Consider the following 18,299-nt stretch of genomic DNA (forward strand, 5'->3'; position numbering starts at 1 on the left):
CGGCCAGCATCAGGTACGGCGAGAAGGCGGACGCACCCAGGGTGATCGTGTTGGTCACCTCGAGGTTGCGCGCGATCAGTGCGATACCGGCGACGACGCAGGCCGGCACGCCGACCAGCCGGCTGAGAAGATTCAGGATCGGGATCCTCCGAACGGCTCCACCGGGGCTGATACCCGCGAGGCCGGAAACGCAAACGCCCACCGCCGGTGCGGCGGTGGGCGTCGGGCGTCTGTCGGGTTACTTGGCCCGCTCGAGGACCTCCACCAGCCGCCAGCGCTTGGTGGCCGACAGCGGACGGGTCTCCATCAGCGAGACCCGGTCGCCGATGCCGGCGGTGCCGTTCTCGTCGTGGGCCTTGACCTTCTTGGTGGTCCGGATGATCTTGCCGTACTTGGGGTGCTGCACACGCGACTCGAGTTCGACGACGATGGTCTTCTCCATCTTGTCGCTGACCACGTAGCCGATCGCGGTCTTGCGGCGCCCGCGCGGCTTCTCGGTGGCCGGGGTGTGCTTGGGACCGGCGGCGGTCTTGGTCGGCGTTGTCTTCCCAGCCATTACGACTCCTCACCACCGGGTCCGGAGGCCAGACCCAGCTCACGTTCGCGCAACACGGTGTAGATGCGCGCAATCTCCCGGCGGACCACCCGCAGCCGGCGGTTGTTGGCCAGCTGGCCGGTGGCCGACTGGAAGCGGAGGTTGAACAGCTCCTCCTTGAACTGGCGCAGCTTGTCGGTCAACTCTTCGGCGGTCAACTCGCGCAGCTCGCCGGCACTGGTGCCCACGGCCATCAGAACTGCTCCTCTCGGGTCACGATGCGTGCCTTGATCGGCAGCTTGTGGATCGCGCGGGTCAGCGCGGCCCGGGCGATCTCCTCGTTGGGGTAGCTCAGCTCGAAGAGCACCCGGCCGGGCTTGACGTTGGCCACCCACCACTCCGGTGAGCCCTTACCCGAGCCCATGCGGGTCTCGGCCGGCTTCTTGGTCAGCGGGCGGTCCGGGAAGATGTTGCTCCACACCTTGCCGCCGCGCTTGATGTGGCGGTTGATGGCGATACGCGCGGACTCGATCTGCCGGTTGGTGATGTAGGCGTGCTCGAGGGCCTGGATGCCGTAGTCACCGAACGTCACGGCGGTGCCACCGCTGGCGATGCCACGCTGCTTGGGGTGGTGCTGCTTGCGGTGCTTGACCTTGCGGGGAATCAACATCTCAGCTCTCCGTGCTCTCGACGCCGGTGCTCTCGACGGCGGTGCTCTCGACGGTTTCGGGAGCCTCGGCGGTGACCGGGGTGACCGGCTCGGCGGTCTCCTCGGTCGCGGCGCGGCCGGCCTCGGTGCTGGTGGCGGTGGTGCCCGACGAGCCGCTGCGGCGCGGGCGGGTGGCCGACGACGGGCGATCGCGGCGCGGCCGGTCGGCACCCGGCGCGACGGCGGTCAGCTCACGCTTGCCGCCGACGACGTCGCCCTTGTAGATCCACACCTTCACACCGATGCGGCCGAAGGTGGTCTTGGCCTCGTACAGGCCGTAGTCGATGTCGGCGCGCAGGGTGTGCAGCGGCACCCGGCCCTCGCGGTAGAACTCCGAGCGGCTCATCTCCGCACCGCCCAGGCGGCCCGAGCACTGCACCCGGATGCCCTTGACGTTGGGCTGGCGCATGGCCGACTGGATGGCCTTGCGCATGGCGCGCCGGAACGCCACCCGGTTGCTCAGCTGCTCGGCCACGCCCTGGGCCACCAGTTGCGCCTGCGACTCGGGGTTCTTCACCTCGAGGATGTTCAGCTGCACCTGCTTGCCGGTGAGCTTCTCCAGGTCGGCGCGGATGCGGTCGGCCTCGGTGCCGCGCCGGCCGATGACGATGCCCGGGCGGGCGGTGTGGATGTCCACCCGGACCCGGTCGCGGGTGCGCTCGATCTCGACGTCGGCGATGCCGGCCCGCTCCAGGCCGCTGGCCAGCAGACGGCGGATCGCGACGTCTTCCTTGACGTACTCGGCGTACTGCTTGTCGGCGTACCACCGGGACTTCCAGTCGGTGGTGATGCCGAGCCGGAAGCCGTGGGGGTTGATCTTCTGGCCCACTACTCCGAGCCTCCCTTCTTGGCCGGAGCCTTCGCGCTGCTGGATGTTGCCGCCTTCGCGGCGGGAGGCGCCTTCTTGGCCGGAGCCTTCTTGGCCGGAGCCTTCTTGGTGGGCGCCTTCTTGGTGGGCGCCTTGGCCGGTGCCGGCCCGACGCCCGCGGCGGCCCTGCTGCCCTGGGCGCGACGGGAGCGCGACGACGCCGTCGCCGCTCGCTCACCGCGCGGCGGACGGCTCTCCACGATCACGGTGACGTGGGTGGTGCGCTTGCGGATCCGGAAGGCGCGGCCCTGCGCGCGCGGTCGGATGCGCTTGGCGGTCGGACCCTCGTCGGCGTAGACGGTGGCGACGACCAGGGTGCGCGGGTCGAGGCCGTTGTTGTTCTGCGCGTTGGCCGCGGCACTGGCGATCACCTTGGCGACCGGCTCGCTGGCGGCCTGCGGAGCCCAGCGCAGGATGTCGAGGGCCTCCTCGACCGACTTGCCGCGGACCAGGTTGATCACCCGGCGGGCCTTGCTGGCCGAGAACGGCAGGTAGCGCGCCACGGCGGAGGCCGAGGGATATTCAGTCGCTGTCGTCATTGGCTCGTCTCTTTGCCTTTCGCGCAGGCGCTCATCGCCGCTTCGCTTTCCGGTCGTCCTTGATGTGACCCTTGAACGTGCGCGTCGGGGCGAACTCGCCCAGCTTGTGGCCGACCATCGCCTCGGTGACGAACACCGGCACATGCTTGCGGCCGTCGTGGACGGCGAAGGTGTGGCCGATGAAGTCGGGGATGATGGTCGAACGACGCGACCAGGTCTTGATGACCTGCTTGGTGTTCTTCTCGTTCTGGACGTCGACCTTCTTGAGCAGATGGTCGTCGACGAACGGACCCTTCTTGAGACTGCGTGGCATTTACCTACTCCTGCCTAGCGCTTCTTGCCGGTGCGCCGGCGTCGGACGATGAGCTTGTCGCTCGGCTTGTTCGGTTTGCGGGTGCGGCCCTCGGGCGTGCCCCACGGGCTGACCGGGTGACGGCCGCCGGAGGTCTTGCCCTCGCCACCGCCGTGCGGGTGGTCGACGGGGTTCATCACGACGCCACGGACGGTGGGGCGCTTGCCCTTCCACCGCATCCGGCCGGCCTTGCCCCAGTTGATGTTGGCCTGCTCGGCGTTGCCCACCTCGCCGACGGTGGCGCGGCAGCGCACGTCGACGCGGCGGATCTCACCCGAGGGCATGCGCAGCGAGGCGTAGGCACCCTCCTTGCCCAGCAGCTGGATGCTGGCGCCGGCCGAGCGGGCCAGCTTGGCGCCGCCGCCCGGGCGCAGCTCCACGGCGTGGATCAGGGTGCCCGCCGGGATGTTGCGCATCGGCAGGTTGTTGCCGGGCTTGATGTCGGCGTTGGGCCCGGACTCCACGATGTCGCCCTGCTTGAGACCCTGGGGGGCGATGATGTAGCGCTTCTCGCCGTCCAGGAAGTGCAGCAGTGCGATGTTGGCGGTGCGGTTGGGGTCGTACTCGATGTGCGCAACCTTGGCGTTGACGCCGTCCTTGTCGTTGCGACGGAAGTCGATCACCCGGTAGGCGCGCTTGTGACCGCCGCCCTTGTGCCGGGTGGTGATGCGGCCGTGCGCGTTACGCCCGCCGGTGCTGTGCAGCGGGCGCAGCAGCGACTTCTCCGGCGTCGAGCGGGTGATCTCAGCGAAGTCGGAGACGCTGGCACCGCGGCGACCCGGGGTCGTCGGCTTGTACTTGCGGATTCCCATGTCTGTGCTTCCTCCCCGGCTAGGCCGGTGCTCCGAAGATGTCGATCGGCTTGCTGCCGGGGGCCAGAGTCACGATCGCTCGCTTGGTGTCCTTGCGCTTGCCGAAGCCGTAGCGGGTGCGCTTGCGCTTGCCCGGCCGGTTGGCGGTGTTCACCGAGGCGACCTTGACCGAGAAGATCTTCTCGATCGCGATCTTGATCTGGGTCTTGTTCGAGTCCGGGTGGACGAAGAACGTGTAGACGTTGTCCTCGATCAGCCCGTAGGACTTCTCGGAGATCACCGGCGCGATGATGATGTCGCGCGGGTCGGTCACGGTTGCCATCAGGCCGACACCTCCTGGGCTGCCTTCGCCTTCGAATCGGATGACGCGTGCTCGATGAAGGCGTTGAGAGCCTCGACGCTGAAGATCACGTCGTCGGCCTTGAGCACGTCGTAGGTGTTGAGCTGATCCGGCGAGAGCACGTGCACGCCGGGCAGGTTACGCACGCTCTTGGCTCCCACCTCGTCGGCCCGCCCGATGACCACCAGCACCCGCCGGCGGTCGGTGAGGGTGGCCAGGAACGACTTGGCGCTCTTGGTCGACGGGGTCTGGCCGGAGACCAGTTCGGTGACCGCGTGGATGCGGTCGTTGCGGGCCCGGTCGCTCAACGCCCCGCGCAGCGCGGCGGCGATCATCTTCTTCGGGGTGCGCTGGCTGTAGTCGCGCGGCTGCGGGCCGTGCACCGTTCCGCCGCCCTTGAACTGCGGGGCGCGGGTCGATCCCTGGCGGGCCCGGCCGGTGCCCTTCTGCCGGTAGGGCTTCTTGCCGCCACCGGACACCAGACCGCGGGTCTTGGTGGCGTGGGTGCCCTGGCGGGCCGCCGCCAGCTGCGCGGTGACCACCTGGTGCATCAGCGCGATGCTGGCGTCGACGTCGAAGAGGGCAGCCGGAAGTTCCACCGTGCCGCTCTTCGCACCGCCCGGGACGTGGACGTCGATTTTCTTGCTAGCCATCACTTCTCACCTCGTTTGACCGCGGTGCGAACCATAACCAGGCCGCCGGTGCGGCCGGGGACCGCACCCTTGATCAACAGCACGCCGTTCTCGGCGTCCACCTTGTGCACCAGCAGGTTCTGCGTGGTGACGCGGTCGTTGCCCATCCGGCCCGACATCCGGGTGCCCTTGAACACCCGTCCGGGGGTGGAGCAACCACCGATCGAGCCGGGCCGGCGGTGCACCGCCTGCGCGCCGTGGGCGGCGCCCTGGCCGCGGAAGCCGTGCCGCTTCATGGTGCCGGCGTAGCCCTTGCCCTTGGAGGTGCCGGTGACGTCGACGTAGCTGCCCTCAGCGAAGATCTCGGCGGTCAGTTCCTGGCCGACCTCGTACTCCCCGGCGGCGGTCTCGTCGTCGAGGCGCAGCTCGGCCAGGTGCCGGCGCGGGTTGACCCCGGCGGCGGCGTACTGACCGGTGACCGGCTTGTTGACCTTGCGCGGGCTGATCTCGCCGTAGGCCAGCTGCACGGCGCTGTAGCCGTCCTTCTCCGGGGTGCGCACCCGGGTGACGACGTTCGGCCCGGCCTTGACGACCGTCACCGGAACGACGCGGTTGTTCTCGTCGAACACCTGGGTCATGCCCAGCTTGGTGCCCAGAATTCCTTTGCGTGCCATGTTCGTGCCGACCCCTACTGGATGTTCACGTCGACGCTGGCGGGCAGGTCGATGCGCATCAGCGCGTCGACCGTCTTGGGCGTCGGGTCGAGGATGTCGATGAGCCGCTTGTGGGTGCGCATCTCGAAGTGCTCCCGCGAGTCCTTGTACTTGTGCGGGGAGCGGATGACGCAGTACACGTTCTTCTCGGTCGGCAGCGGCACAGGTCCGACCACGCTGGCGCCGGTACGGGTGACCGTCTCCACGATCTTGCGCGCCGAGGCGTCGATGGCCTCGTGGTCGTAGGCCTTGAGCCTGATGCGGATCTTCTGTCCCGCCACGCTTCTCCTACCTTCACTCCTGATGGTGCGCCCCCGGGCATCCGGGGCCGCTGGCTTCCGCCGCCGCTGTTTACCTGTCCAAGTCCACCGGCCCCCGCGCTCGGGTGTGTCTGTCTAGACCCGCACGCAGCCCCGCGCGGGAAATCCCGCTTGCGAGGTGGAGACCGGACGCGCCGGTGTTGGCGCTGGTCGGAAGTCTCAAACACTGGGCGCGAACCCGGCTCAAGACAACCCGGCTATTATGCCTGACAACCAGGGCGGGCTCCAAATCCCCCTCCCCCACCCCCGCCGGGAGTGCCCTCGGATCGCCTCTTCCGGGGTTTCCTGCCGATTCCGATGCTCTGGGCACACTCCCGACCACCCCGGAGGGCATACCGTGCCCTCATGTACCGAGTCATCCAGTGGGCCACCGGCGGCGTCGGCCGCGCCGCGATCCAGGGCGTTCTACGCCACCCCGAACTCGACCTGGTCGGCGCCTGGGTGCACAGCCCGGACAAGGACGGCCGCGACGCCGGAGAGCTGGCCGGCGAGGCGGCCGTCGGGGTGGCGGCCACCTGCGACGTCGAGGCGCTGCTGGCCACCGACGCCGACTGCGTCATGTACTCCCCGCTGCTGCCCGACCAGGCCGTCGTCGAGGCGATCCTGCGCTCGGGCAAGAACGTGGTCACCCCGGTCGGCTGGGTGTACCCGGACCGGCAGAACCCGGCCGTGGCCGCCGTCGAGCAGGCCTGCCTGGACGGCGGGGTGAGCCTGCACGGCTCGGGCATTCACCCGGGCGGGATCACCGAACGCTTCCCGCTGGTGGTCTCCGCGCTGTCCTCGGCGATCACCCATGTGCGGGCCGAGGAGTTCTCCGATCTGCGCACCTACAACTCCCCGCTGGTGGTCCGCGAGGTGATGGGCTTCGGATTGACCCCCGAGCAGGCGATCGCCGGGCCGATGGCGACCCTGCTGGAAGCCGGCTTCAAGGCCTCGGTGCGGATGGTGACCGACCAGCTGGGGTTCGCCGCCGAGCCGAGCATCCGATCCACCCAGGAGGTGGCGGTCGCGGTGCACGGCAGCGACGACCTGATCGTGCCGATGGAGCCCGGGACGGTGGCCGCGCGCCGGTTCCGCTGGCAGGCGATCGTCGACGGCACGCCGGTGGTCACCGCCGCGGTGAACTGGCTGATGTGCGAGGTGGACCTGGACCCGCCGTGGACGCTGGGCGAGCAGGGCGAGCGCTTCGAGGTCGAGATCACCGGGGACCCCGACGTGCTGCTGACGTTCAAGGGCCTGCAGCCCGAGACCGTCGCGCAGGGCCTGATCCGCAACCCCGGGGTGGTGGCCACCGCCAACCACTGCGTCAGCGCGATCCCGTACGTGTGCCGGGCCGAACCGGGCATCAGGACCTATCTGGACCTGCCGCTCATCGCCGGCCGGGCCGCGCCGCAGTTCGGCGCCGGCTGACTGCTCAGCCCAGCGAGGACCAGAACCCGCACTGGTGGCGGGCGGTGAAGTCGGCGGTGAGCACCGGGGAACCCGGCTGCAGCGACATCTGTTGGGGCGCTTCGGGATTCAGCGCCGGCCACGCCGGCAGGCCGTCGACGCCGGGGGCGCCGGTGGTCACGAACCGGCTCCAGTAGGCGATCATCTGGTCGGACAGGCGCCGCTGGGCCGGATCAAGCGGCGGCGCGCCGCCCAGGTCGAACAGATAGCGCAGTTCCAGCGCGTGGGCCGCGCCGGCGGCGAAGGGCATGTGCTGCAACGGTTCCGGCGCCGGCGCGTGACGATCGTTGAACTCGTAGGCGTAGACCGGCGCGTGCTTCGCCAGTCCGGCCGCGAGTCCCTCGATCGGGCAGGCGAAGATCCCGTCGGTGACGGCGGCGGCGTAGGCCAGCCAGTTGCTGCCGTCGTAGCGGGTCAGCGGGTAGCGCGCGGCCACCGCCGGGGCCTGGGTTCCGAAGGTGTCCTTGAGCAGGGTGCGGTACGGCGGCAGCCGGCGGTGGCGCAGATAGGTCAGCGCGACGAAGAGGGTGAACTCGTCGGCGGTGCTGCCGATCAGCACCGGCACCCGCGCGATCGGCCCGCTGTCGGCGACGGTGGGCGGGTCGGCGGGCAGCCGCTGGGTTCCGGTCACCGGCCCGGTCAGGATGTTGGCGCCGATGCGCACGTACGGCGGCCCGGTGATCAGCCGGTCGGCGGGCAGGTCGCGCAGACACTGCTGCACAGCGGGCCGGTCGGGGCACCCCGCCCGGGCGGCGTAGTCGACGCTGATCTTCTCGGCGGCCGGCAACGGCGCCTGGGCCTGGCACGGCCCGCTCTGCATGATCGCGGCCCGGAACAACCCCGTCGACTCCGGGGCCACCATGTGGTCGCACACCGAGATCGCCCCGGCCGACTCCCCGGCGATGGTGACCCGGTCCGGGTCTCCGCCGAAGGCGGCGACGTTGTCGCGCACCCAGCGCAGCGCGGCCTGCTGGTCGGCCAGGCCGTAGTTGCCGGGGGCCTGTCCCCCGCTGCCGGTGAGCGCGGGATGGGCCAGGAAGCCCAGTGCGCCGAGGCGGTAGTTGACCGCGACGACGACGATGTCGCCGCGGGTGGCCAGCCAGCGGGCGTTGTAGATGTCCGAACTGCCGTTGAGGAAGCCGCCGCCGTGGATCCACACCATCACCGGCCGGCGGTCCGCGGGGGTGGCCGCCGAGGGCGTCCAGACCGTCAGGTTCAGGCAGTCCTCACCGGTCGGCCGCCCGAAGTCGGGGTCGGCACGGGTGTCTTGGACGCAGCGCAGGCCCGGCTTGGTGGCGTCGCGCACCGCGTTCCACCGCGGCGGCGGCACCGGCGGCTGCCAGCGCAGCGGACCGACCGGCGCCGCCGCGTAGGGGATGCCCTGGAACAGCCGGAAACCGAGTCCGTCGCTGGAGCCCAGCACCCCGCGCACCGCCCCGTCGGAGGTGCGGACCACCGCGGGATCGCCGGCGGGAGCGGCCGGACCGCATCCGGTGACGATCAGCGCGACGGCCAGCAGCACAGCAGCGCACCGGAGCACGGCGCCGACGGGACGGGGCGGCACGGGTCCCGAGCCTACGCGGGAGCCCGCCACCGTGACCTCGTGCCCTTCCCCCGCGCGCTCACGCTGGTCAGACTGGACGCGACTGCCTCCCGCCCGCCGGAATGGACCCCGGCTAATGTGGGGCTGACACCCGTCAATTCCGTCGACGTACCCGAGGGAGACCCAATGAGCGCACGGATCATGGACGCGGCCGCAGGGGTACTGGCCGATCCCCAGGCCTACACCGACGAGAAGACGTTGCACGAGGCGCTGGCGCACTGCCGAAAGCACGCCCCGGTGTCGTGGGTCGACGTCGCCGAGTACCGGCCGTTCTGGGCGATCACCAAGCACGCCGACATCATGGAGATCGAGCGGCAGAACGACCTGTTCACCAACTTTCCGCGCCCGCTGCTGACCATCGCCGAGGCCGACGACGCCCTGCTGCGCGACATCGAGGCCGGCGTCGGCCTGCGCACCCTGATCCACATGGACGACCCGCACCACCGCGACATGCGCAAGATCGGCGTGGACTGGTTCCGGCCCAGGGCGATGCGGGCGCTGAAGACCCGCTGCGACGAACTGGCCAAGCAGTACGTCGACAGGATGGCCGAGATGGGCGGGGAGTTCGACTTCGCCACCGAGATCGCGGTGAACTATCCGCTCTACATCATCCTGTCCATGCTGGGCCTGCCGGACTCCGACTTCCCGCGCATGCTCAAGCTGACCCAGGAGATGTTCGGCGGCAACGACGAGGAGTTGCAGCGCGGCGGCGGCGTCGAGGACATGCTCGCGGTGCTGGTGGACTTCTTCAACTACTTCATGGCACTGACCCAGTCCCGCCGCGAGCACCCGACCGAGGACCTCGCCTCGGCGATCGCCAACGCCAGGATCAACGGCGAACCGCTGACCGACATGGACACCCTGTCCTACTACGTGATCGTGGCCAGCGCCGGGCACGACACCACCAGCGCGGCCACCGCCGGCGGCCTGCTGGCCCTGCTGGAGAACCCCGGCGAACTGGCCCGGCTGAAGTCGGACATGTCGCTGATGCCCACCGCGGTCGAGGAGATGATCCGCTGGGTGGTGCCGGTCAAGGAGTTCATGCGCACCGCGCAGGCCGACACCGAGGTGCGCGGCGTGCCGATCGCCAAGGGCGAGGCGGTGCTGCTGAGCTACGTCTCGGCCAACCGCGACGAGGACGTGTTCGCAGACCCGTTCCGCTTCGACGTCGGCCGCGACCCCAACAAGCACCTGTCCTTCGGCTACGGGGTGCACTTCTGCCTGGGGGCGGCACTGGCCCGGATGGAGATCAACAGCTTCTTCTCCGAACTGGTGCCGCGGATCAAGTCCATCGAGCTGGCCGGCAAGCCCGAGCACATGGCGACGACGTTCGTCGGTGGCCTCAAGCACCTGCCGATCCGCTGCGAGATCGCCTAGGCGAACTCCGCGGCACGGTGGGCCAGCATCGCGATGGCGGCGTGCGGGCCGCGGCCGGGGATTCTCGGCAGCACCGAGCCGTCGATCACGGACAGACCATCCACACCGAGGACACGGCACCGCGGGTCTACGACGGCGTGCTCGCCGGCGCCCATCGGGGCGGTGCCGCACAGGTGCTGCGAGGTCGACCAGACCGGGCTACCCAGTTCGGTTTCACCGGCGATGATCCCGGCGGCCAGCTCGCAGCCACGCCGCAGGTCGGCGATATCGTCGGGCTCGCTGTCGTAACGGTGCTCGATCCGCGGATCGGCGAAGGGATCAGCTGACACCAGCGAGACCCGCCCGCGTGACCGCGGCCGCATGAGCGCCACCCCGACGCCGGTCACCGCCGCCCCGAATCCGGTTGTGTAGGGACGGATCTCCACGCCGTCGACGGCCAGCACCGCCTCCAGCACCGGGCGGTCCCGCTCGGGCCGCCAGGTGGTGGACATCACCCATTCCGGGTGGTCGCAACTGCCTCGCCCGACCGGCAGGTCGGCCAGCACCGGGATCCCGAGGCCCCGCAGGGCCCCGGCCGGCCCGATTCCGGAGAGCATCAGCAGATGCGCGCTGCCGATCGCCCCGGCGCACAGCACCACACGCCCGGCGGACAGCGACAGCGGCCCGGCCGGCCCGACGGCCTCGACGCCCACCGCCCGGCCGCCGGCGATGGCTATCCGGGTGGCCCGGGTTCCGGTCAGCACGGTGAGGTTCGGCCGGTTCAGCGCCGGAACCAGGAACGCCGCCCCGGGTCCGGTGCGCACACCGTCGACGATGTTGAGCGGCACCGCCTCCCAGCGGTGGCCGGCGCGCTCGGCCGCCGCGGCGAATGCAGTTGTGGCGAAGGCGAACTCAGAGACGGGGCGGATCGGGATGCGGGCTGCGACGGCGGCGTAGTGCGCGTCGAGCTCGGCCTGCGACCAGCCCGGCAGCGGATCGATGTCACCGGGGTACGGACGCCAGAAGTAGCCGCCGTTGACCGCCCCGGACCCGCCGACGCCGATCCCGCGCACGAGGTCCGTCTCCCGCGGCGGGTGCCCGGTCAGCGTTGCCCGGTAGCGCCTGGCCACCGGGCTGCCCGGCCCGATCGGCAGGACATACCCGTCGGCGGTCATCGCCTGCGCCACCGGGTCCCCGGGCCCGGGACCCGGTTCGACGACGGTGACCCGGCAGCCGGTGTCCTGCGAGAGCCGTTCGGCGACAATCGATCCCGCGCTGCCGGCACCGACGATGAGGACGTCGGCGTTCACTGCTTGATGTCGGGGCGCAGCGGCTGCAAAGTGCGCTCCCGCACCACGCCCGCCCAGACCCCGGCGCCGTAGGCGAGGTCGTCGAGGCGCTTGAGGGCGGTGTAGCCGATCGGCCCGATCGGCTTGGCGCCCTCGTCGGGAAGCTTCCTGCGGGTGACCCACGCATGAGCCGAGTCGACGACCGCCGCCGCGGCCGCCGCGCGCCGGCACCGCCGGGACACCAGGCCCGCGGCCAGCGCGGCCGGCCAGTAGGGCCGGCAGACCGCCGAGGACAGTTGCAGCGCGCCGCGGCCCAGGCCCCTTGCCGCCAGCACCGCCGCCTCGGCGGGGCCGAGTTCGGAGCTGCGCACGGTCCGGGCCACCTTCCGGGCGTACAGCCCGGCGAAGACCACGCCGCCGAGGACGCCCGCGGCCGAACCGGCGGCCAGCGAGGACCAGCTCAGCAAGGTCAGCAGCGGGATCACCAGCGCGGCGGTGTTGTCCGGGTGGCGCTGGGCCAGAGGTGCGGCCGATCCACCGTAGAAAACTCTGCGCGACAACCACTCCCGCAGCGTGGTCCGGTGCTCGTGGGCGACCAGCGCCACCGGCTCGTAGCGCAGCCGGGACCCGCTCTCCAGCAGGCGCCAGCACAGGTCGACGTCCTCGCCGCAGTGCAGCGCCTCGTCGAAGCCCCCGATGCCGAGCACCGCCGAGCGCCGGCAGATCATCGCGGCACTGGGCACGTAGGAGACCGGGCCGTAGGGCACCACCGGCGCCTCGCGCTCGCCGAGGTCCAGGGCGGAGTGCACCGCCTCGTAGCGCGCTATCGCGCTCTCGCCGGGGTGCATCGACACGATCCGCGGGGCCACCAGCGCGACGGTCGGGTCGCAGAAATGCCCGAGCAGGGCCTCCAGCCATCCGCGCCGGGGCAGGACGTCGGCGTCGAGGAAGGCCACGAACTCGGTGCGGCACAGCGCCAGGCCGGTGTTGCGGGCGGCGGCCGGGCCGCGGCTGCGGTCGTGCCGGTAGACCTCGACCTGACACGGCGCGCCGTCGAACCGGCCCGGGCTGAGCGGGGACAGCGATCCGTCGTCGACGATCACCACCCGAAGACCGCGAAGCGCCGCCACCAGCCGCTGCACACCTGTTGCGTTGTCGCGCACCGGAATCACCGCGGTCACGTCGCGGTAGGACGGCCCGCCCGCCGGGCGGGGGTGGGCGACGGTGGCGTCGAGCAGGGCGCGGGCCAGGTCGGCGCTGGCGGTGTCGCGCACCTCCAACCGGCCCTCGGCGAGCATGGTCTGCGCGGCCGGGGCCAGCCGTAGCAGCCGGGTCGGCGAGCCGCCCAGCAGTGCCGCCCCCTCGCCGAGCGCCCTGACCCGGCGGTCGAGTTGGACGGCGAAACCGTCCGGCAGCCGGTTCATCGCAGCATCCCGTCCGGACCGGGCGTCCAGCGCCGCACCCGCTCGACGCAGTCGGCGGCCATGCCGGCGAAAATCCGCGCACCGTCGGCGGCTGTCGCGGTGGTGGGGTCGCCCAGTATCCCCGAGTCGCTGACCGCGGCGACACCGCCGCTGCGCAGACCGGCCATCAGCTCGTCCAGCGGAGCAGTGTTGCCCCGCACCCACCGGTCGGTCCGGACTGCCTGCGGTGAAAGATGAAGCAGCAGAGAGGTTTCGGTGTGCCCGGCGTGGGCGTCGCAGCGTTCCGGGCATCCGCTCACCCACGCCGCGTCCCGGCCTTCGGCACGAAGCGTCGCCACCCCGGCGCGCAGCGCATCGAGGTTGCCGCCGTGTCCGTTGACGAACACCACCCTCGGCGCCCACCCGCACGCCGAACGCCCGTACTCCACGAGCACGGCCGTCAGCGCCGCGGTGCCGATCGAGACGGTGCCGCAGAAGCCCTGGTGTTCCCCGGACGCCCCGTAGGCGATCGCCGGGGCCAGCAGGTGATCGAGGCGGCCGGCGACCTCGCGGGCCACCGCGGTCGCGATCCGGGTGTCGGTGTCCAGCGGCAGGTGCGGGCCGTGCTGCTCGGTGGAGCCGACCGGCACGACCAGCGTCGGCGCCGTTTCAGAAAGCTGGCCGGACGTGCACTCCCCCAGTTCGGCCAGGTCGATCACTCCGCGATGGTAGACCGGGGCGCGCCTAGTGACCGGGTGAATCCGGGGGGCACCAGCACGTCGTCGCGGGTGATGTCGTGGACCGAGGACCTGCCCAGACCGCGCAGCGCGGAGTCGATCCCGCCGTGCAGGATGTCCAGCACGTTCTCCACCCCGGCCTGACCCGCCGCTGCCAGGCCCCACAGGTAGGCCCGGCCGATCATCACCGCCTTCGCCCCCAGTGCGAGCGCCTTGACCACGTCGCTGCCCCGGCGGATGCCGCCGTCGAGCAGCACCTCCACCTGCGCGCCGACCGCCTCGGCGATGGCCGGCAGCGCGCGGATCGTTGCCGGGGTGCCGTCGAGGTTGTTGCCGCCGTGGTTGGACACCGAGATGGCGGTGACGCCGGCGTCCACCGCGCGGCGGGCGTCGTCGACCCGCATCACGCCCTTGAGCATGAAGGGCCCGCCCCAGTACTCCCGCAGCCAGGCGATGTCCTCCCAGGTCGGCGGCGGGGTGCCCATCCACTCGCCGTAGGCCTCGAAGAACGGTGGCCCCGCCTCGCCCTTGCCGGCCTGGTTGGGCACCGACAGCGCCGGGGGTTTGAGGGTCCTGGCCCACTCCAGGAACCAGCGCGGCCGCACGATGCCCTGCGGGGACATCTTGATGGCGGTGAGGTAGTCCATCTTCTGCGGGATCTTCGGGCTGCCCCAGTCCCGGCCGTGCGAGAAGCTCCAGTCGGTGGTGACGATCAGGCCCACCGCGCCTGCGGCCCGGGCCCGGTCGGCGCGCCGGGCGATAGCGTCGCGCCCGCCCAGCCAGTAGATCTGGAAGAACGTCTTGGGGTTGGCGGCGATGACCTCTTCGATGGGCTTGCTGGCGAAGGACGACAGTCCCATGGCGGTGCCGCGCGCGGCGGCCGCACGGGCGACCGCCACCTCACCGTCGGGGTTGACGGCCTGCACGCCGGTGGGTGAGATCAGCACCGGCATCGAAATATCCTGGCCCATAACCGTTGTCGCCAGATCCCGCTTCTCGGTGGCGCCGATGACGTGCGGTGCGAATCCGAGTTCGGCGAAGGCCTCGACGTTGTCGGAGTAGGTCAGGCCCTTCTCGCTGCCGGCCAGCAGCGCGTCGTAGACCCCCTTGGGCAGCCGCTTCTTAGCGCGCTGCTGGGCGACGGCGACGGTCTCGAACCAGAGGTCGCGTGCCATCAGACCGGGCTTTCGTTGCAGCGCTTGGCCGGCGGCTTGGCCAGCGTGAGCAGGACGGCGCGGGAGTGGTCGGCGCGGGGCCGCGGCATCTGGCGTTCGGCGGCCAGCGCCGGGGTGCTCAATCCGCGCACGCATTCGGGGTCCGGGCCGTCCAGCGGCAGGCCGGTGAAGAACTTCGCGGCCATGCAGCCGCCTCGGCAGCTGTCGTAGTGTCCGCAGCTGCCGCACGCCCCGGGGGACTGCGGTGCGCGCAGTTCGGTGAACAGCGCCGAGTCCCTCCAGACCGACCCGAATCCGCCGTCGGCCAACACGTTTCCGGCCAGGAACTTCTCGTGGATGGCGAACGGACACGCGTAGACGTCGCCGACCGGGTCGATCAGGCACACCACCCGTCCGGCGCCGCACATGTTGAGCCCGGCCAGCGCTCCGGGCTCGCCCAGGCCGGACAGGTGGAAGAAGGAGTCCCCGGTGAGCACCCGCTCGCCGTGGGCGACCAGCCAGTCGTAGAGCTGCAGCTGCTGTTCGGCGGTGGGGTGCAGGTCGTCCCAGACGTCGGCGCCGCGGCCCGACGGCCGCAGCCGGGTGATCCGCAGCGTCGCGGAGTAGCGGTCGGCCAGGGCCTTGAAGGCGTCGAGCTGACCGACGTTGTGGCGGGTCACCACCACCGAGATCTTCGGGTCGCGGAATCCTTCGGCGGCAAGGTTTTCCAGGGCCCGCAGAGCCATCGCGAAGGACCCGGTGCCGCGGACGGCGTCGTTGACGTCGGCGGTGGCGCCGTCCACGGAGATCTGGACGTCGACGTAGTCGCTGGCGGCCAGCCGGGCCGCCGCCTCGCGGGTGATGCGCACGCCGTTGGTGGAGAACTTCACCCCGACCCGGTGGGCGGTGGCGTAGTCCACCAGTTCCCAGAAGTCCGGGCGCACGGTCGGTTCGCCGCCGCCGATGTTGACGTAGAAGACCTGCATTGCCTCGAGTTCGTCGATGATCGCCTTGCACTGGGCGGTGGACAGCTCGCGGGGGTCGCGCCGGCCCGAGGAGGACAGGCAGTGCACGCAGGACAGGTTGCAGGCGTAGGTCAGCTCCCAGGTCAGACAGATCGGGGCGTCCAGCCCGCGCTCGAACTGCGTGATGAGCCCGGAGGTCACCGCGCCTCCCCGGGGATCAGCATGTTCGAGTCGGCGAGCACGCCCAGGGCGTGCAGGTAGGGACCCTCCTGACCGGCGCCGACGCCGGCGGCCGCCAGAGCCGAACCCACGTCGGGATGGTCGGCCAGGGACTCGACCACCGCGACGATGGTGCGGTTCTTCAGGAATGACAGCTTGCGGGTCCCGAAGTGGTAGAGCAGCGCCCCGAACGGTTCGGGCCGCACCGCCACCTGCGGGTGCAGGCGCCAGGTCAGCGACGTGTCGATCAGTAGACCCCGCACATCCCGTCGATGGAAACCTCTTCGACCAGGCTCTCGGTCACCAGTTCGGTGGCGGCGGTCGTCTCGTTCTGGGTCGGCTCCATGCGGTGCGTCCTTTCGGGTGCGGAAACGTCGACATCGGGGCGTCGAACCGCCAGAATATGGCATCAAGTGCCGAAAAAGGAAGGGTTTGGTCGGATGGGAACTGCGCGGGCCGGGCGGCGTCGCTCGACCACCCCCGATCACATCGCCGGTGTGGCCCTGGACCTCTTCGCCGCCTACGGCTTCAGCGAGGTCAGCGTCGAGGACGTCGCGGTGGCGGCCGGCATCGCCCGGCGGACCCTGTTCCGCTACTACGCCTCCAAGAACGCGATCCCGTGGGGCGACTTCGACTCACACCTGCAACGCTTCGCGGCCCTGCTCGACGCCGCCGACCCGGGCACCCCGGTCCGCGATGCGCTGCGCTCGGCGCTGCTTGACTTCAACACCTTCGAGGAGTCCGAGGCCGCCCGCCACCGCCAGCGGATGCGGGTGATCCTGCAGACCGCCGAGCTGCAGGCCTACTCGATGACCATGTATGCCGGCTGGCGCGACGTGGTGGCCGATTTCGTGGCGCGCCGAACCGGTTGCCGCCCAGCGGATCTGGTTCCGCAGACGCAGGCGTGGCTGATGCTCGGTGTGGCGCTGGCCGCCTACGAGCACTGGCTGGGCGAGGGCGACGAGGCGGCGTCGGTGTCGCTGCGGCAGGCACTGGCCGACGCCTTCGACACCGCGGCGGGCGGTCTCTAGCCGAGCACCTCGCCGATCGGCGCGGCGGCGGCGATCTTCGCGCGGGCCTTCATCACCTTGCCCGGCATGCCGCCGCCGACCACACCGGACAGCGCGCCGTCGCGTTCGTAGTAGGCCAAAAACCTGCGGCCGTCGTCCTCGACGACGTGCACGGCGTCGCCGGCCCGCGGCTCGCCCAGGCACTGGATCTTGACGTCGTACTGGTCGCTCCAGAAGTAGGGCACCACCACCACCGAGGGCACCTGCAAGCCGAGCATGGCCGGCACCATGACCCTGGCCTGCTCGGCGACGTTGCTCCAGTGCTCCACCCGGACCTGGTGGCCGGCCTCGTCGCGCCACGAGGCGACGTCACCCAGCGCCCAGACGTGCGGCGCGCTGGTGCGCCCCACCTCGTCGCACACCACGCCGCGGTCTCCGGCGTCCAGTTCCACCCCGCTGTCCTCGAGCCAGCCGGTGGCCGGGCGTGATCCGATGCCCACCAGAACCAGGTCGGCGTCGAGCACGGTGCCGTCGGTCAGCGTCACCGCACTGACGTGTCCGCCGGTTCCGGCGACCTCGGCCACCCCGACGCCGGTGCGCACGTCGACACCCTCGGCGCGGTGCAGCCGGGCCACCAGCGTCCCGATCTGTTCGCCCAGCACCCCGGCCAGCGGGGCGGGCTGGGGCTCCACCAGCACCACGCCCACTCCGAGCCTGCGCAGGCTGGCCGCGACCTCGCAGCCGATGAAGCCGGCGCCGACGATCACCGCGCGGCGGGCCGAGGCGGCGTGCTCGCGAAGCTCCATCGCGTCGCCGAAGGAGCGCAGCACCCGGATGCCGGACAGATCCGGGAACGACGGGATCCGTCTGGGCACCAGACCGGTGGCGATCACCAGTTCGTCGTAGCCCAGCGCCGTCCCGTCGGTCAGCGTCACCGTCCGCGCCCCGGTGTCCAGCGACTGCGCGGCCACCCCGAGGCGAACGGCGACGTCGTTGCCGGTGTAGAAGTCGTCGGGTTTGAGGGCGACGTCGGCCAGCCCCTTGGCACTGTCCTGCAGGACGTCCTTGGACAGCGGCGGACGGTCGTACGGCGGGTGGGTCTCCTCGCTGACGACGGTGACCGGGCCGTCGTAGCCGGACTTCCGCAACTGCTCGGCGCTGCGGACGGCGGCCAACCCGCCGCCGACGATGACTACCCCGTTGTTGCTCACGTGGTGTTCATACACGACGCCGATCCCGGGCGGGCCATCCTGATACCGCCCTTTACCGCGCGGATCCCCCGCAACAGGCCCAT

The 18,299-nt window shown here is 71.0% G+C and carries 23 protein-coding genes; 3 read left to right on the forward strand and 20 right to left on the reverse strand.

Annotated features, from left to right (window positions below; genetic code table 11):
- Positions 1 to 238: 238 nt before the first annotated feature.
- From rpsQ to rpsJ, 11 genes are read right to left on the reverse strand one after another with little or no spacing between them, the layout of a single operon-like run.
- Positions 239 to 556, reverse strand: a complete 318-nt coding sequence (rpsQ, locus tag ACKOQ4_RS15300) for a 30S ribosomal protein S17 (RefSeq protein WP_526293329.1) — start codon at positions 554 to 556, stop codon at positions 239 to 241.
- The gene (rpmC, locus tag ACKOQ4_RS15305) at positions 556 to 789 is read right to left on the reverse strand and encodes a 50S ribosomal protein L29 (RefSeq protein ID WP_526293331.1); all 234 of its coding nucleotides are present in this window, start codon (positions 787 to 789) and stop codon (positions 556 to 558) included. The genes rpsQ and rpmC overlap by 1 nt, the downstream gene beginning before the upstream one ends.
- Complete coding sequence (gene rplP / locus ACKOQ4_RS15310) at positions 789 to 1,205, reverse strand: 50S ribosomal protein L16 (protein ID WP_526293333.1); 417 nt, start codon at positions 1,203 to 1,205, stop codon at positions 789 to 791. The genes rpmC and rplP overlap by 1 nt, the downstream gene beginning before the upstream one ends.
- A gap of 1 nt (position 1,206) precedes the next feature.
- Positions 1,207 to 2,073, reverse strand: a complete 867-nt coding sequence (rpsC, locus tag ACKOQ4_RS15315; RefSeq protein ID WP_526293336.1) for a 30S ribosomal protein S3 — start codon at positions 2,071 to 2,073, stop codon at positions 1,207 to 1,209.
- Positions 2,073 to 2,651 carry a 50S ribosomal protein L22 gene (rplV, locus tag ACKOQ4_RS15320; protein WP_526293338.1) on the reverse strand — a complete coding sequence of 193 codons (579 nt, stop codon included), beginning with the start codon at positions 2,649 to 2,651 and terminating at the stop codon, positions 2,073 to 2,075. The genes rpsC and rplV overlap by 1 nt, the downstream gene beginning before the upstream one ends.
- A 31-nt stretch (positions 2,652 to 2,682) precedes the next feature.
- Positions 2,683 to 2,964, reverse strand: a complete 282-nt coding sequence (rpsS, locus tag ACKOQ4_RS15325; protein ID WP_010908582.1) for a 30S ribosomal protein S19 — start codon at positions 2,962 to 2,964, stop codon at positions 2,683 to 2,685.
- 14 nt (positions 2,965 to 2,978) lie between these two features.
- On the reverse strand, positions 2,979 to 3,815 hold the full coding sequence (gene rplB, locus ACKOQ4_RS15330; RefSeq protein ID WP_526293340.1) for a 50S ribosomal protein L2: 837 nt from the start codon (positions 3,813 to 3,815) through the stop codon (positions 2,979 to 2,981).
- 19 nt (positions 3,816 to 3,834) lie between these two features.
- Complete coding sequence (gene rplW, locus ACKOQ4_RS15335; RefSeq protein WP_526293342.1) at positions 3,835 to 4,137, reverse strand: 50S ribosomal protein L23; 303 nt, start codon at positions 4,135 to 4,137, stop codon at positions 3,835 to 3,837.
- Positions 4,137 to 4,808: a 50S ribosomal protein L4 gene (gene rplD / locus ACKOQ4_RS15340; protein ID WP_526293344.1), complete on the reverse strand. Its 672-nt coding sequence runs from the start codon at positions 4,806 to 4,808 to the stop codon at positions 4,137 to 4,139. The genes rplW and rplD overlap by 1 nt, the downstream gene beginning before the upstream one ends.
- Positions 4,808 to 5,461, reverse strand: coding sequence for a 50S ribosomal protein L3 (rplC, locus tag ACKOQ4_RS15345; RefSeq protein WP_526293346.1), 654 nt, complete (start codon positions 5,459 to 5,461; stop codon positions 4,808 to 4,810). The genes rplD and rplC overlap by 1 nt, the downstream gene beginning before the upstream one ends.
- 14 nt (positions 5,462 to 5,475) lie before the next feature.
- Positions 5,476 to 5,781, reverse strand: coding sequence for a 30S ribosomal protein S10 (gene rpsJ / locus ACKOQ4_RS15350; RefSeq protein WP_003883485.1), 306 nt, complete (start codon positions 5,779 to 5,781; stop codon positions 5,476 to 5,478).
- A 384-nt stretch (positions 5,782 to 6,165) separates the two neighbouring features.
- Between rpsJ and ACKOQ4_RS15355 the strand changes: the two genes are divergently transcribed.
- Complete coding sequence (locus ACKOQ4_RS15355) at positions 6,166 to 7,230, forward strand: NAD(P)H-dependent amine dehydrogenase family protein (RefSeq protein WP_526293348.1); 1,065 nt, start codon at positions 6,166 to 6,168, stop codon at positions 7,228 to 7,230.
- Positions 7,231 to 7,234: 4 nt separating this feature from the next.
- Here ACKOQ4_RS15355 and ACKOQ4_RS15360 read toward each other — a convergent pair whose 3' ends face one another.
- Positions 7,235 to 8,833 carry a carboxylesterase/lipase family protein gene (locus tag ACKOQ4_RS15360; protein WP_526293350.1) on the reverse strand — a complete coding sequence of 533 codons (1,599 nt, stop codon included), beginning with the start codon at positions 8,831 to 8,833 and terminating at the stop codon, positions 7,235 to 7,237.
- 165 nt (positions 8,834 to 8,998) lie between these two features.
- Here ACKOQ4_RS15360 and ACKOQ4_RS15365 point away from each other — a divergent pair, with 165 nt between their 5' ends.
- Positions 8,999 to 10,249: a cytochrome P450 gene (locus ACKOQ4_RS15365; protein WP_526293352.1), complete on the forward strand. Its 1,251-nt coding sequence runs from the start codon at positions 8,999 to 9,001 to the stop codon at positions 10,247 to 10,249.
- Here ACKOQ4_RS15365 and mftG read toward each other — a convergent pair.
- From mftG to mftA, 7 genes are read right to left on the reverse strand one after another with little or no spacing between them, the layout of a single operon-like run.
- On the reverse strand, positions 10,246 to 11,538 hold the full coding sequence (gene mftG / locus ACKOQ4_RS15370) for a mycofactocin dehydrogenase MftG (RefSeq protein ID WP_526293354.1): 1,293 nt from the start codon (positions 11,536 to 11,538) through the stop codon (positions 10,246 to 10,248). The genes ACKOQ4_RS15365 and mftG overlap by 4 nt on opposite strands.
- A complete protein-coding gene (gene mftF, locus ACKOQ4_RS15375; protein ID WP_526293356.1) occupies positions 11,535 to 12,941 on the reverse strand; it encodes a mycofactocin biosynthesis glycosyltransferase MftF in 1,407 nt (468 codons plus the stop codon). Before mftF ends, mftG begins: the two co-directional genes overlap by 4 nt.
- On the reverse strand, positions 12,938 to 13,681 hold the full coding sequence (gene mftE, locus ACKOQ4_RS15380; protein WP_526293399.1) for a mycofactocin biosynthesis peptidyl-dipeptidase MftE: 744 nt from the start codon (positions 13,679 to 13,681) through the stop codon (positions 12,938 to 12,940). The genes mftF and mftE overlap by 4 nt, the downstream gene beginning before the upstream one ends.
- Complete coding sequence (gene mftD, locus ACKOQ4_RS15385; RefSeq protein WP_526293358.1) at positions 13,636 to 14,832, reverse strand: pre-mycofactocin synthase MftD; 1,197 nt, start codon at positions 14,830 to 14,832, stop codon at positions 13,636 to 13,638. Before mftD ends, mftE begins: the two co-directional genes overlap by 46 nt.
- Positions 14,832 to 15,977, reverse strand: coding sequence for a mycofactocin radical SAM maturase (gene mftC / locus ACKOQ4_RS15390; protein WP_526293360.1), 1,146 nt, complete (start codon positions 15,975 to 15,977; stop codon positions 14,832 to 14,834). The genes mftD and mftC overlap by 1 nt, the downstream gene beginning before the upstream one ends.
- Positions 15,974 to 16,258, reverse strand: coding sequence for a mycofactocin biosynthesis chaperone MftB (gene mftB / locus ACKOQ4_RS15395; RefSeq protein WP_526293362.1), 285 nt, complete (start codon positions 16,256 to 16,258; stop codon positions 15,974 to 15,976). Before mftB ends, mftC begins: the two co-directional genes overlap by 4 nt.
- Positions 16,243 to 16,341, reverse strand: a complete 99-nt coding sequence (mftA, locus tag ACKOQ4_RS15400; RefSeq protein ID WP_526293363.1) for a mycofactocin precursor MftA — start codon at positions 16,339 to 16,341, stop codon at positions 16,243 to 16,245. Before mftA ends, mftB begins: the two co-directional genes overlap by 16 nt.
- Positions 16,342 to 16,435: 94 nt before the next feature.
- On the opposite strand from mftA, the gene mftR reads away from it, so the two are divergent.
- Entirely contained in the window at positions 16,436 to 17,026 is a 591-nt protein-coding gene (gene mftR / locus ACKOQ4_RS15405) for a mycofactocin system transcriptional regulator MftR (RefSeq protein WP_526293365.1), read from the forward strand.
- Here mftR and ACKOQ4_RS15410 read toward each other — a convergent pair.
- Positions 17,023 to 18,240, reverse strand: coding sequence for an NAD(P)/FAD-dependent oxidoreductase (locus ACKOQ4_RS15410; RefSeq protein WP_526293401.1), 1,218 nt, complete (start codon positions 18,238 to 18,240; stop codon positions 17,023 to 17,025). The genes mftR and ACKOQ4_RS15410 overlap by 4 nt on opposite strands.
- Between the last annotated feature and the right edge of the window lie 59 nt (positions 18,241 to 18,299).

The sequence above is a fragment of the Mycobacterium sp. genome (genome assembly GCF_046095365.1).
Taxonomy (GTDB): Bacteria; Actinomycetota; Actinomycetes; order Mycobacteriales; family Mycobacteriaceae; genus Mycobacterium.

What these genes read in the sequence shown, in the direction of transcription:
- rplB (WP_526293340.1), bottom strand. Translation starts at nt 3,815, where the DNA reads ATGGGAATCCGCAAGTACAAGCCGACGACCCCGGGTCGCCGCGGTGCC.
- mftF (WP_526293356.1), bottom strand. Translation starts at nt 12,941, where the DNA reads ATGAACCGGCTGCCGGACGGTTTCGCCGTCCAACTCGACCGCCGGGTC.
- rplW (WP_526293342.1), bottom strand. Translation starts at nt 4,137, where the DNA reads ATGGCAACCGTGACCGACCCGCGCGACATCATCATCGCGCCGGTGATC.
- rplP (WP_526293333.1), bottom strand. Translation starts at nt 1,205, where the DNA reads ATGTTGATTCCCCGCAAGGTCAAGCACCGCAAGCAGCACCACCCCAAG.
- mftA (WP_526293363.1), bottom strand. Translation starts at nt 16,341, where the DNA reads ATGGAGCCGACCCAGAACGAGACGACCGCCGCCACCGAACTGGTGACC.
- rplC (WP_526293346.1), bottom strand. Translation starts at nt 5,461, where the DNA reads ATGGCACGCAAAGGAATTCTGGGCACCAAGCTGGGCATGACCCAGGTG.
- rpsQ (WP_526293329.1), bottom strand. Translation starts at nt 556, where the DNA reads ATGGCTGGGAAGACAACGCCGACCAAGACCGCCGCCGGTCCCAAGCAC.
- ACKOQ4_RS15355 (WP_526293348.1), top strand. Translation starts at nt 6,166, where the DNA reads ATGTACCGAGTCATCCAGTGGGCCACCGGCGGCGTCGGCCGCGCCGCG.
- mftR (WP_526293365.1), top strand. Translation starts at nt 16,436, where the DNA reads ATGGGAACTGCGCGGGCCGGGCGGCGTCGCTCGACCACCCCCGATCAC.
- rplD (WP_526293344.1), bottom strand. Translation starts at nt 4,808, where the DNA reads ATGGCTAGCAAGAAAATCGACGTCCACGTCCCGGGCGGTGCGAAGAGC.
- ACKOQ4_RS15365 (WP_526293352.1), top strand. Translation starts at nt 8,999, where the DNA reads ATGAGCGCACGGATCATGGACGCGGCCGCAGGGGTACTGGCCGATCCC.
- rpsS (WP_010908582.1), bottom strand. Translation starts at nt 2,964, where the DNA reads ATGCCACGCAGTCTCAAGAAGGGTCCGTTCGTCGACGACCATCTGCTC.
- rpmC (WP_526293331.1), bottom strand. Translation starts at nt 789, where the DNA reads ATGGCCGTGGGCACCAGTGCCGGCGAGCTGCGCGAGTTGACCGCCGAA.
- mftD (WP_526293358.1), bottom strand. Translation starts at nt 14,832, where the DNA reads ATGGCACGCGACCTCTGGTTCGAGACCGTCGCCGTCGCCCAGCAGCGC.
- rplV (WP_526293338.1), bottom strand. Translation starts at nt 2,651, where the DNA reads ATGACGACAGCGACTGAATATCCCTCGGCCTCCGCCGTGGCGCGCTAC.